Annotated in this window: 12 protein-coding genes; 6 read left to right on the forward strand and 6 right to left on the reverse strand. The window is 62.4% G+C overall.

The window, feature by feature from the left end:
* Positions 1–2 precede the first annotated feature (2 nt).
* The 4 genes from B5J99_RS12905 to B5J99_RS12920 are packed head-to-tail and all read right to left on the reverse strand — an operon-like array spanning position 3 to position 3104.
* A complete protein-coding gene (locus tag B5J99_RS12905; protein ID WP_069049809.1) occupies positions 3–848 on the reverse strand; it encodes a TauD/TfdA dioxygenase family protein in 846 nt (281 codons plus the stop codon).
* A gap of 59 nt (positions 849–907) precedes the next feature.
* The gene (locus B5J99_RS12910; protein WP_117352602.1) at positions 908–1537 is read right to left on the reverse strand and encodes a TetR/AcrR family transcriptional regulator; all 630 of its coding nucleotides are present in this window, start codon (positions 1535–1537) and stop codon (positions 908–910) included.
* Between the two features lie 7 nt (positions 1538–1544).
* Positions 1545–2339, reverse strand: coding sequence for an SDR family NAD(P)-dependent oxidoreductase (locus B5J99_RS12915; protein ID WP_162892593.1), 795 nt, complete (start codon positions 2337–2339; stop codon positions 1545–1547).
* 12 nt (positions 2340–2351) lie between these two features.
* Positions 2352–3104 carry an SDR family NAD(P)-dependent oxidoreductase gene (locus B5J99_RS12920; protein ID WP_117352604.1) on the reverse strand — a complete coding sequence of 251 codons (753 nt, stop codon included), beginning with the start codon at positions 3102–3104 and terminating at the stop codon, positions 2352–2354.
* 179 nt (positions 3105–3283) lie between these two features.
* On the opposite strand from B5J99_RS12920, the gene B5J99_RS12925 reads away from it, so the two are divergent.
* The 4 genes from B5J99_RS12925 to B5J99_RS12940 all read left to right on the forward strand — a co-directional run bounded on the left by B5J99_RS12925 (position 3284) and on the right by B5J99_RS12940 (position 8152).
* Positions 3284–4516: a CaiB/BaiF CoA transferase family protein gene (locus B5J99_RS12925; protein WP_117352605.1), complete on the forward strand. Its 1233-nt coding sequence runs from the start codon at positions 3284–3286 to the stop codon at positions 4514–4516.
* 96 nt (positions 4517–4612) lie between these two features.
* The gene (locus B5J99_RS12930) at positions 4613–6010 is read left to right on the forward strand and encodes an aromatic ring-hydroxylating oxygenase subunit alpha (RefSeq protein ID WP_117352606.1); all 1398 of its coding nucleotides are present in this window, start codon (positions 4613–4615) and stop codon (positions 6008–6010) included.
* Positions 6000–6788, forward strand: coding sequence for an SDR family NAD(P)-dependent oxidoreductase (locus tag B5J99_RS12935; protein ID WP_069049814.1), 789 nt, complete (start codon positions 6000–6002; stop codon positions 6786–6788). The genes B5J99_RS12930 and B5J99_RS12935 overlap by 11 nt, the downstream gene beginning before the upstream one ends.
* Positions 6789–6883: 95 nt before the next feature.
* Entirely contained in the window at positions 6884–8152 is a 1269-nt protein-coding gene (locus B5J99_RS12940) for an amidohydrolase family protein (RefSeq protein WP_117352607.1), read from the forward strand.
* Positions 8153–8194: 42 nt separating this feature from the next.
* On the opposite strand, the gene B5J99_RS12945 is transcribed toward B5J99_RS12940, so the two are convergent.
* Positions 8195–9790, reverse strand: coding sequence for an NHL repeat-containing protein (locus B5J99_RS12945; protein WP_117352608.1), 1596 nt, complete (start codon positions 9788–9790; stop codon positions 8195–8197).
* 22 nt (positions 9791–9812) lie between these two features.
* Positions 9813–11222: an aldehyde dehydrogenase family protein gene (locus B5J99_RS12950; RefSeq protein ID WP_117352609.1), complete on the reverse strand. Its 1410-nt coding sequence runs from the start codon at positions 11220–11222 to the stop codon at positions 9813–9815.
* A gap of 231 nt (positions 11223–11453) precedes the next feature.
* On the opposite strand from B5J99_RS12950, the gene B5J99_RS12955 reads away from it, so the two are divergent.
* On the forward strand, positions 11454–11888 hold the full coding sequence (locus tag B5J99_RS12955) for a c-type cytochrome (RefSeq protein ID WP_162892594.1): 435 nt from the start codon (positions 11454–11456) through the stop codon (positions 11886–11888).
* 3 nt (positions 11889–11891) lie between these two features.
* Entirely contained in the window at positions 11892–12683 is a 792-nt protein-coding gene (locus B5J99_RS12960; protein WP_117352610.1) for a COG4315 family predicted lipoprotein, read from the forward strand.
* Positions 12684–12689: the final 6 nt, after the last annotated feature.

Consider the following 12689-nt stretch of genomic DNA (forward strand, 5'->3'; position numbering starts at 1 on the left):
GTTCAGTTCTCCCAGGCTTCGGTTCCGTTCAGGATCGTGCGGTGCATCATCCGTCCTGACGCTGGATCATAAGGTGTGGCGCGGTGCAGTGAGGTCCGGTTGTCCCAGATTACCGTATCGCCAACGGTCCATTTGTGGCGATAGCTGAACGCCTCGCCCGTCGCGAACTCGCGCAGGCCGTGAAGGACGCGGTAACTGTCTTTAGGGTCCAGACCCTTCACATAATGCGCGGTATTGCCCAGCACGAGCGACTTGCGCCCCGATTTGTGCGTGCATACCAGCGGCAATTCAGCCTCGCCCTTGTCGATCCAGTCTTCGAGCTGTTCCATCGAGGGTTCGGGGGTGTGATACAGTTGCGAACGCCAGAGCGAGTGAACCACGCGCATATCGGCGATCGCGTCCTTGCGTTCTTGCGGCAGGGCATCATAGGCCGATGCGGTATTGGCAAAATCGGTGTCGCCGCCTTCGCTTGCCAGCACTATGGCAGTGAGCATCGAGGCGCGGATCGGCATGGAGTGCATCGTGCCATCGATATGCCAGAACAGCGAACCCTTGAGGTATTCGGCGATCTTCTGGTTGATCTTCTCATCCAGCGTCACTTTGAACATCGCTTCGCCGCGGATCTCGTTGACGTTTCCGCCCAGCAGGTTTGTGAACTGGATCTGCTCTTCATCGGTGAAATTGATCTGCGGGAAGATCAGCACGCCGCTTGTTTCCAGCAGCGCATTGATCCTGGACGACAGTGCGCCCGACAGGAGCTCCGCCTTGCTGTTGAGCACCCGCGCGCCGATTTTCGGCTTGATCACCTCAAAGTGCAACTCGGTCTGCGCAAGATCGGTGACGGCCATCGCTGCTCTCCTGGATCCGATGTTATTGAACACCTGTTCAGCACAAAAACTACACTATGTCAATTATCCGGTTCTGGCGGCGGGGGCAGGAGTTTATCAAGCCATGCGGCCACCCACTGCATAGCCTCTTCGTGCCCTGCAGTGACTCCAAGTGCGGATTCCATGAACAGTGCACGTCCGATCCCGGCAAGGATGACGCTAAGCGCCTCGGGACTGCACCGCGTTGTTGACGCCAACTGCTCGCCCAGAACCGTCTGGAACAGGTCAACCTGCCGATTGCGCATCGCCGTGCTGTGAGCCGCGACTTTCTCGCGGATTGCCGGGCGACGGATGGCCAGCGCCAGATATTCGACCGACAATGCGGTGCGGCTGTCGTCGCAGAAAAAGCGCCACAATGCTCGCACCGGATCGCCTGTGGCGATTGCCCCCTCGATCATGCTGTCGCTTTGTGCAGCGCCGCGTTCGAACACGGCCAGCAGCAGATCGTCGGTGGTCGGGAAATAATAATGCACCAGCGATGGGTTTAGCCCGGCGTACATTGCCACTCTGCGGGTGCTGGCGGCGGCATAGCCCTCATCGCGTATCACCTGTTCGGCCGTGTCGACGATCAGCGCGCGTGTCTCCGACGTTTCGGCACCGACCCGCCGTTTGGCCGAGGCATTCGGCATCTGCTGTGTCGTTGCGTTCATGGCTGTCTCATCCTGCCTGGGTAGGCAGGCCGCTCATGGCTAGCCAGCCTCCATCATTGATGAAATTCGCACCCGTGGCAAAGCTCGACTCATCGCTCGCCAGAAACAGAGCCATGTTGGCCATTTCCAGCGGGTCCGCCATCCGGCCCATAACCCCCATGCGGTCGATGATGCTGTTCGATGTCGGCATGCCAGCCGTCTGCATTTCGGTACGCTGGTGCCGCGCCATCGGAGTTTCGGTTGCGCCCGGGCAGAGCGCGTTGACGCGGATTTTATGGCGGGCAAGCTCGACCGCCGCCACCTTGGTCAACCCCACCAACCCCGCCTTGGACGCGCAATAACCAGCCGAACTCGCTGCGATGAACGCGCCGATCGACGCGGTGTTGATGATCGATCCGCCGCCGGCCTCGATCATCCTGGGGGCCACGTGCTTGATCATCAACCATGGTCCCTTCAGATTGACCTCGACCACCCGGTCAAATGCCGCCTCGTCTATCTTCAGGATGGACTGCTTGTTTTCCGTATCGGCACCGGCGTTGTTCAACAGGATATTGGGCAGGCCAAGCTCGCTGACGGTGCGGGCTACAATTCGCACCACATCGACGGTCCGGGTGACATCGGCGGCGATCGAAATAGCCTTGCCACCTTCTGCGGCCACCAGCGCCATCGTCTCGGCATTGGCGTCTTCTGACAGATCGATGCAGGCGACTGCGGCCCCGTGCCGGGCAAACAGCGCAGCCGCTGCCTGGCCCATGCCACCTGCGGTGCCTGTGATGATGGCAATCTTGCCTGCCAGCCGCATGTCCATCTGCCTTTAATGCGATCCCATGTACCGCCCGCCATTGGTGCTGATCGTCTGGCCGGTGATGTAGCTAGCCTCCTCCGAAGCTAGATAGGCAGCAGCAGCGGCTATGTCTTCGGGCTTGCCGATGCGCTTCATCGGCAGGGTCTGCGCAAAAGCTTCCGCATCAATCGGCGCGGCGCGCAGCATGGGGGTATCAATGAAGCCGGGGGGGATGATGTTGAAGGTCACGCCCGAGGCCGCGAACTCCAGCGCCAGCGCCTTGCTCATCCCCAACAGGCCGCCTTTGGACGACACGTAATGCCCCTGCGCCGGCGATCCGGTCTGAACCGAGGAAGAGGTGATGTTGATAACCCGGCCCCAGCCTGCCGCCAGCATGTCAGGCAGGCATTCCTTGGTCATCAGCCAGGGTCCGCGCAGGTTGATGCGGATCACCTTGTCGAACAACTCGTCATCGGTATCGAGGAAAGGTGTGAACGGAGCGATGCCGGCGTTGTTCACCAGGATTGCGATAGGACCAAGCTCGGCGCGCGTGCGGTCTGCGGCTGCCTTGATTGCCGCCTTGTCCGAGCAGTCCACATCAATAGCGAGTGCAGTTCCCCCAGCATCGCGAACATGCTGCGCGGTTTCCTCGGCGCCTGCAGCGTTGATGTCCCAGATCGCCACCTTGGCCGTATCCTCTGCCAGACGCAGCGCGATGGCTCTTCCGATGCCCGATCCTGCACCCGTTACCACCGCTACCCGCCCTTGAAGCGATCGTGTCATCCGTCTTCCTCTCAATGTTTGAACCTGTGTTCAATATGCCAGGCATCAATGTCAACGCGGGCATGGTAGCTGTCAGGTGCGCGACGGCACCTATCGCGCCCGCGATAGCGTAGCGCGGGCCTGACGGTGTCGCCCGGGATTTGGTAGATCGCATCCGAACCTTCGAGATGGAATTTCAAATGAGCGCAGCGCTACAGGGTATTCGGGTGATCGACATGAGCAGGGTGTTTGCCGCACCGGTCGGTGCGCAGATCCTTGGCGATCTTGGCGCCGACGTCATCAAGGTCGAGCGGCCCGGCACCGGCGACGACGGCCGTGGCTATGGCACCGCCTGGGTCGAGGGCAGGGACGGCATCGAGACGCGGCAGTCGAGCTTCTTCACCGTCGCCAACCGCAACAAGCGCTCGATAACGGTCAATCACAGCAAGCCGGAAGGCCAGGACATCATTCGCGCGCTGGTAGAGGATGCCGATGTCCTGATCGAGAATTTCAAGGTCGGCGACCTCAAGCGTTTCGGTCTGGATTACGAAAGCCTCAAGGCGATCAATCCCCGCCTCATCTATTGCTCGGTGACGGGTTTCGGGCAGACCGGACCGATGGCGGCGCTGCCGGGATATGACGGCCTGTTTCAGGCCACTGGCGGGATGATGGCGGTGACCGGCATACCCGATGGCAAGCCGGGGGCAGGGCCGCTGAAGGCCGGACCCAGCCTCGTCGACTTCGTCACTGGCCACAACACCGCTCTCGCGATCATGGCTGCGCTGATCCACCGTGGAACCACCGGCGAGGGCCAGTATATCGACATCGCCCTGCTCGATACCTCGGTCGCAATGGTCAGCCATATCATGCAGGATTATCTGATCAGCGGCTTTCCTCCTCCACGCCTGGGCAATGGCGGCAATGGCGGCGGCCCTGCCGACCTGATCACCGCGAGCGACGGGATCGTCTATCTCACCGCGGGCACAGACGAGCATTACCGCAGGCTCACCGTGCTCATGGAGCAGCCCGAGCTGTTCACCGATCCACGCTTCGACACCAACTTCAAGCGCGGCCGCACCGGGCAGGCGGAACTGATCGACATAATCTGCCGGTGGAGCAGCCGGTTCAGCGTGGGCGATCTGCTGGCCATGCTCGATGGGGCAGGCATTCCGGCAGCCAAGTACAATGAACTCGCCCAGGTTTGGGATGAACCGCAGGTCCAGCATCGCAACCTGCGTGCGACGACTCCGCATCCCTGGGCCAAGGCAGGATCGGTTGACCTGATCGCCAGTCCGTTGGCGCAGATGTCGGCTTCCCCCGCCACCATCCGCCGCCCGCCACCGATGCTGGGCGAGCACAACGCCGATGTGCTGGCCGAACTCGGCTACACAGCTGACCGTATCGATCGGCTCAAGACCGACGGGATCGTTTGAACCTTCATCGCTCCGGCGCTTAAAGCCGCGTGCTGTTGCGTGTGCCGGGTGAGCGGCTAATCCTTGCGTCAAATGACCGATGGAGAGAGGTGTATCATGGCCGAGGCCGACCCCAAGCTGCCGATTCCGTTCAAGGTGGTCGAAGCGGACCGCATCCCATCGCAACGCTATTACGACGAAGCATTCTACAAGCTTGAGTGCGAAAACCTTTGGCCGCACGTTTGGCAGATGGCCTGCCGGACAGAGCAGCTGCCCAATGTCGGCGACTGGATCGAGTATTCGAATCTCGGCCAGTCGGTCATTGTCGTGCGCACCAGCAAAGGCATCCGGGCATTCCATAACGCCTGCCGCCATCGCGGTTTGCCCCTGACCGAGGCGGGCGGGCATGGCAACTGCAAGACTGCGGGGTTCATCTGCCCGTTCCATGGCTGGCGCTGGAACATCGAGGGCAAGAACACCTTCGTCTATGGCCGCCATCTGTTCGAGGAGCGCCAGCTCGACGAGGCGGATCTTGCGCTCAGGCCCTGTCGTCACGAAGAGGCAATCGGATGCGTGTTCATCAACTTCGATGACGACGCACCCAGCTTCGCCGATACCATCGGCCCGGTGCTCGGCCGGTTGGAAAAGCGCGGGCATAGCAACCAGCGCGCAGAATGGTGGTATGCGACCGAGCTTCCCGCCAACTGGAAGACCGCGATGGAGGCCTTCATGGAAGGCTATCACGTCATGCGCACCCACCCGCAGCTGCAACAGGCAGCCCCCATGCTCTACAACATGATGTATGGCATGGACACCGGCGGCATCGGTGTGCCGATGAACCCCAATCTTTCGATCAAGGACAACATCCAGGCGCAGATCAAGCATCTGGGACTGCTGAGCGAGGGCATGTCCGGCATGGTGCATGAAAAGGAGGTGGCAATCGCCCGTCAGCTTGCCGATGTTCCGCTGCCCGAGGACCCGCAACAGGCGCTGATGACGTGGTTCGGCATCGTCCAGCACCAGATCCACGAGCAATTGACCGCGCGCGGTGAAAACGTGCCCGATCTCAACGCGCTGGCAGTGTCCGATCCGCTGAACGCGGTCGAGTTCCTGTTCCCGCACTATTTCCTGCTGCCGTTCTTCACCAGCACATCGGCTTATCGCATTCGTCCGACAGGGCCCGAAAGCTGCATCTTCGAGATTTGGTCGCTCACCCATTTCGCGCCCGGCGAAGATCCCGAGCCTGTCATGGAACCCACCGTGCTGCCCTATGACAGCGACCTGTTTCCGCCGATCCCGCGCCAGGATTATTCGAATATCCCGATCCAGCAAAAGGGGCTGCACGCCAAGGGGTTCGACTTCATGCGGCTGTCGAGCACCATCGAAGGGCTGATCAGCAACTACAACCGCATCATCGACGGTCACCTGGAGGGCAAGCCAGCCGACAGGCTGGCCTCGGCAACGCACACGCTGGGCGGCAATTTCGATGGCAGGATTCACGACTATGACTTCTGACAGACAGGTCGCGATCATCACCGGAGCCGGCAGCGGGATCGGGCTGGAGACGGCGCGGATGCTGCATGGCCAAGGCATGGCGGTTGTCGGCGTGGGGCGGAACCCCGAAAAGCTGGCGGCGCTGAAAGAGGCGATTGCGGATCCCGCCCGCCTCGCGACGATCGCGGTCGACATCGCCGCCGATGCTGCACCGCAGGCGATCGTGCAGCTCGCGCTCGACCGCTTTGGCCGTATCGATTTTCTGATCAACAATGCGGGGCTTGGCAGCCCCAAGCCGCTCGATGAGACCGATGATGCGATGCTCGACGAGTTTCTGGGCGTCATGCTGCGCGCGCCGTTTCGCCTGTGCCGCGAGGCGATCGGGCACATGAAGCCGGGTTCCGGCGTGGTCAACGTGACCTCGACCTTCGCGATGATCGGCGGAAAGCGGGGAGGGGCCTATTCCGCCGCGAAGGGAGGCCTCAAGTCCCTGACCGAGCACATGGCCTGCGAATATGGTCCGCGCGGTATCCGCTCCAATTGCGTCGCGCCAGGCGTGACGATGACCGACATGGTGCGCCACCGCTTCGAGGACGAGACCTTTCGCCGCGTCAACATTGAAACCACGCCCTACCCGCGATTGAGCGAGGTCGAGGACGTCGCCAGCACCATCGCCTTTCTGTGCTCGCCTGGCGGGGAGATGATCAACGGGCAGACGATCACCGTCGATGGCGGCTGGACCAAGACCAAGTATCTCTCGCCGCGCGTCCTCAATTCGGTGTGGAGCGACCCCGAATAAGCCGATCACCGCTGCAGCGATGATTTGTGCCTTCGGTTGCCCCGCTTCGCCATCCCTGCGAAAAACCAGGTCAAGGATTCACCCGGAGAACACCCATGGCTACCACCGACAAGCAGGACATTGCGGAGAACGCGCGCAAGTACTGGTCCGCCGAAGGATACACTGAAGGCGGCGTGATCCGCGAAGTCGATTATGCGTCGCAGTCCGGCGGGCTGCACCCCTCGCTGGCGGGGATCAAGATCGTCGATACCGATACACATATCACCGAGGCCCCGGACCTGTTCACTAGCCGTGCGCCTGCGAAGTACAAGGACAAGGTCCCCCATGTCCGCCTCGACAAGGATGGCGTCGAGCGCTGGTATGTCGGTGACCGCAATTTCGGATCGATGGGCGGCAACGTCATCCGCGCCGACAACAACAAGTTGCTGGGACGGCTGGCTTTCCCCAAGCTCGAACAGGCGCATCCGGGCGGCCACCTGATGAAGGAGCGGCTGCAGGCGATGGATGACATGGGCGTCTATGCCCAGATCTGTTACCAGAATTCCGGCGTGACGCAGGCTGGATCGCTGATGAGCCTGGGCGATCCCGATCTGGCGCTCAACATCGTCAAGATCTTCAACGATGCTTCGATGGAATATATGGAAGATTCCGGCCACAGGATCTTCAATATGGGTCATCTTCCGTTCTGGGATCCCCAGGAGCTGATGGCCGAGGCAAAGCGGTGCATCGATGGCGGCATTCGCGGCTTCGTACTGCCCGATACCCCCGAGCGCGTCGGCGTGCCGAGCTTTCTTCACGACTACTGGACACCGTTTCTGGAGTTGTGCGACGCCACGGGCACGCCGATCAATTTCCACCTCAACAGCGCGGTCGATCCCAACACCATCACCTGGGACGGTTTCGGCTTCGAACAGACGCTGGCGGTGGTCGCGACGATGTTCTCGATCGGCAATGCTGCCACGCTGGGCAACTGGATGGTATCAGGGCGGCTCGATCGTCACCCGGGCCTCAAGATCGGACTGATCGAGAGCGGTATGGGCTGGCTTCCGTTCGCGATCGAGGCGCTGGAGCACCAGTTCGACGAGATGCTGCCCAGCAAGAAGGGCATGCTGAACAAGCGGCCATGGGACTATTTCCGCGACCATTTCTTCTGCACCTTCTGGTTCGAGAAGGTCGGCCCCAAGCTGCTGCTGGAAACTATCGGCGTCGACAATGTGATGTTCGAAACCGACTTCCCGCATCCCACGTCGCTGTATCCCGGCGTCCAGGCCCATATCGTCGATGTGCTGGGCGGCTATGACTTTGTGACCAAGAAGAAGGTGCTTCAGGACAACGCGACGCGGATGTACCGCCTGCCGTTCTGACGCGGCGTTCCACTGCCGGAGCGGGCGCGGCCGGGCAGGCGCCTAGCCCGCCCGGATCGCCATCACGCTGCCCTCCGCGTCGGCGGAGAGGTAGAGCGTTCCGTCTACCCCGGCTGCGATGCCCGCGAAGTTGATCATCGGGCCGGACATGTCGCCGATTGGGCCCAGGAAGGGCAGGGCGACGCACCCCGGGGGCGGACCGACTGGCAGGCGGCTGGCGATAACGGTGCGATTGTCACCGGCAAGATCGCACCGGATCAGCGATTTTGCGATCGTATCGACCACATGGAGCCTGCCACCGCTGATGCAAAGTCCTTCCGGGCGCTCAAGCCCGTCCAGCACCGTCTCGCATCCGCCGCAACTCAGCTTGAGCACCCGTCCGGCACCCGCCTCTGCAACATAGACCGCGCCGCTCCCATCGACAGCAATACCCATGGGCCGGTCCAGACCAGCAGCAAGCTCGGTGGTGGTGCCGTTCTCTGCGCTCAGCACTCTGCCGGTGCCGTATTCGGCGTAAATCACCGCATCGCCACAGATGGCAACATCCATCAGCTGGTCATGGCCGATGGTGATCCATTCGATCGCGCCGTCCGCCGGAGAGAAGCGGGCGACCCCGCCCATGCCGGTGGTGAAAATCCATTCGCCCGGCTTGCTTCCTCTGCAAACGCCGCGGACGTATCCGGGGCCATTATGGGTGAACAGCATGAAGGCGAGATCGAGACTGCCAGCATGGGTCAGCGTGTACGAAAAGCCGCCATCGGCGACCATCAGGCATCCGTCGTCACCCACCGCCAGCCCCAGCGGCCATTGCAGCGCGCGCGGAATGACCGATCGCGTTTGCCCTGGTGCGATGATTTCGGTGATCTCGCCGGGAATCGACGAGACGAAAATGCGGTCGCCTAGAAAAGTCACGTTGTCTAGGCCGGGACCAAGCTCGGCCAGAACCTCACGGCTGCCACTCACCGGATCGATGCGCAGGACCTGGCCCGACATCACCTGCGTCGTGACGATGCGGCCCTTGCTGTCGAACTTTACCGAGTCGGGAACGCCAAGGTCACCTGCGACGACCTGATGCTCGCCGGTTGCCAGATCGATCGCCCAGATTTCGTTTGCCCCCATGATCGGCGCGTAGAGCCGTCCATCCGGGCCAACCTCGAACGCGTTGGCCATCGGGACATCGGCCTTGATGATGCGCGGCGCGCCGCCGTTGCGGTCAAGCTCCATGATGCGCGCACCCATGCGGCATTCGCCCGCGATCAATCGCCCCTGATGCCAGGTGATCGGATTGGCGACCGGCATGTCGCCCTGAATGATCGAAACCTGACCAGCGGGCGTGCGCATGCTGACGCGGCCCTCGGTGATCTCGGTGCAATACAGGTTGCCTGCCTCGTCGAACACCAGATCGTCCGGTGCGACGATGTCGCCGCCGATCGGGCTGATGACCTCGATTGCGCCGCTGTCGGGATCGACCGCGCTGATCAGGCTGCCCGGCACCTGTGCCACCCAGATGCGGCCATCGGCCGCCGCGCGGATGCCGTTTGCGCCATGCAGGCGGCTGGCGGGGGTCAGGCGCGAGCATGTCCAGCCTTCTGCCATGATGGCAGGAGTACCGGAATAGCGGCTCATCGTGCCGGTCATGCGAGCTCTCCTTCTGGCGGCATCAACCAACGATGGACTTGATTTCGAGATATTCGTGGAAGCCGTGCTCGCCCCATTCGCGGCCATTGCCGGAATGCTTGTAGCCGCCAAAGGGGGCGTGGAAATCAAACCCGCCGTTGACCCAGACCGCCCCGGTGCGCAGGCGGCGGGCAACGGCGATCGCGGTATCGCGATCCTGCCCGCTCACATAGCCGCCCAGCCCGAAGACACTGTCGTTGGCAATAGCCACGGCATCATCGATATCATCATAGGCAATAATCACCAGCACCGGCCCGAATATCTCCTCGCGTGCGATTACGGCATCGTTGGTGCAGGCAAAGACAGTGGGCTTCACATAAAAGCCGCGGGTCAGCCCTTCGGGGCGTCCCGGACCGCCGGCGACCAGTGTCGCGCCTTCGTCCAGACCTTTCTGGATATAATCCTGGATGATGGTCCACTGCGCCTTGGAGACCACGGGCCCCATCGCAACATCGGCGTGCGGATCGCCCACGGTGACGCCTTCGCACGCGCTCCTCGCCGCAGCCAGGGCCTCGTCCAGGCGAGCGCGCGGGACCAGCAGCCGTGATCCTGCCGAGCAGGTCTGGCCGGCATTGACCATCATGCCCGCCGTTGCCGCTGCGACATTTTCCGCCATGGCGGCATCGTCCAGAATGACCCAGGCGCTTTTGCCGCCCAGCTCCAGCCCGACCCGCTTGACGGTATCGGCGGCATCCTTGGTGATCTGGATTCCGACCGGCTCCGATCCGGTGAAGCTGATCATGTCGACATCCCGGTGCCTCGACAGCGCCGTTCCGATAACGCTGCCCTGGCCCTGCACCATGTTGAACACACCCGCAGGCGTTCCCGCTTCATGCATGATCTCGGCGAGGATCTGGGCCGAATACGGCGCGAGCTGAGGGGGCTTGAGCACCATGGTGCAACCCGTGGCCAACGCCGGGAAGACCTTTACGGTGACTTGGTTGAGCGGCCAATTCCATGGCGTGATCAGGCCGCACACACCGATCGGCTCCCGGACGATCAGCGTCGGACCCTTCTGCTCTTCGAACCGGAAAGTCTCCAGAACCTCGATCACGGTCTGCAGATGTCCTGCGCCGAGGCCGACCTGGAAGCCGCAGCCAAGCGAAAGCGGCGCGCCCATTTCCTCGGAAACAGCCTCGCCGAGCTCCTGCATGCGCCGGGCATAAACGGCCTGGATCGCGCGCAGCAGGTCCAGCCTGTCCTTGACGCTGCTGTGCGACCAGGCGTCGAAAGCCCGGCGCGCGGCGGCCACAGCGGCATCCACATCCTGCGCAGACCCCAAAGATATCGTGCCGGACACCGCCTCGGTTGCCGGGTTGATGACATCGGCGGTAGCCGGGATCGCAGGGTCAACCCATTGGCCGTCGATGTAGAACTGGGTGCAGCTGCGCATTTCGGCGTCTCCAAAAAATGATACGCTGTCATTATCCGGTGGCGTCATGCTTGTCACCGGCAGCTGCCGACATCGCCCCAGCGACGTTCAAGGCGCTGCCCCTGTCCAGATCGGCAAGACGCATTTTGGGCTTGCTGCCGTCCAAGCGCTGTGCGAGATAGTTCACCAAGTGAACGATTCCAGTCGTCAGAAGGGAGAGCAGCTTTGCAGATGTCGATACGAAAAGGTGTCATGATCGCACTGGCGTCGGGTCTCGTTTTTGCTCCGGCGTTCGCTGTCTCCGCCGATATCGTGAAATCCCGCATCGATTCCTATCGCGAGCTCGGCGCTGCCTTCAAGGCCGTGAACGACGGGCTGCGCGGAGGAGATGTCCAGGCTGTCCTGATTGCGCAGTCCGCCCGCCAGATCCGCAATGCGGCCAAGGCACAGTACCAGCTGTTCCCTGCAGGGTCTGGACCGCGCGCAGGCTTGAAGACCAACGCCAAGGCAGAAATCTGGACCAAGCCAAAGCCGTTCCGGGCCGCGCAGGATGCGTTTTCGGTTGCGGCAGACCGCTTTTTTGCGGCAGCCACCAAGGGCAGTCCGGCCACCATCCGCGCCGAGGCAGCCAAGCTTGGGGCGACCTGCAAGGCGTGTCACGACCAGTTTCGGTCGAAGGTGGACTGAGACATGAAACGCGCGCTCGCCCATATTTGTGCCGGTGCCCTGCTGGCGACCGGAGCAACAGTTGCATGGGCACAGCCTGCCGATCTGCCCATCCCGCCGGCGACCACCACCCAGCTCCCTTCCGGAATATCGATCAACCGGGCGCTGCCGGTGCCCGTCTATACCGATGCGAAGGGGCGAACGCTGTACGGTCTGGACATGCGGACGGTGCTGCGCTGGGCACCAGATGCTGCGTTTTATTGCGCTGCCGATTGCCTGAAGCTGTGGCAGCCGGTGCTGGCACCAAAGGGCATGGTGCCCGATATCGGATTTCCCGACGCGCCGGGCCATGATGCCAAAGCGATGATCGATAACCGCAAGGCGCCCGACTGGACGGTCATCCGCGGACCGATGGGGCCGCAATGGGTCTACAAGGGCTGGCACATGGTCTTCATCCGCAAGGGGGAGAGGCCTGGTTCGACGGCCTTCGAGGGCGCCGAAGGCCTCACGTGGAACACGCTGAAATATCTGCCTCCACCGCCGCAGGTCGTCGCCCCGCCAGGCGTGAGTGCCGTTTATGCCGATGGCGGATACCTGTTGGCCGATGCTGCGGGGCGACCGCTGTTTACCGGCAGTTGCAAGGACCCCTGCACAGGTTGGACCCCGCTGGCCGCAGCCCTGGCAAGCCAGGGAATCGGCAAATGGAAAGTGCAGGCATCGGGGGACGAGCCACAGTGGACGTTCGCCGGACAGCCGGTGTTCGTCGGCGCAACGGGACGATCGCTGCCCCCCGGCGCGACCGCGCTGCGGCCATGATGGGGA

Origin of the sequence: Blastomonas fulva (genome assembly GCF_003431825.1) — a bacterium.
In the GTDB taxonomy this organism is placed as follows: domain Bacteria; phylum Pseudomonadota; class Alphaproteobacteria; order Sphingomonadales; family Sphingomonadaceae; genus Blastomonas; species Blastomonas fulva.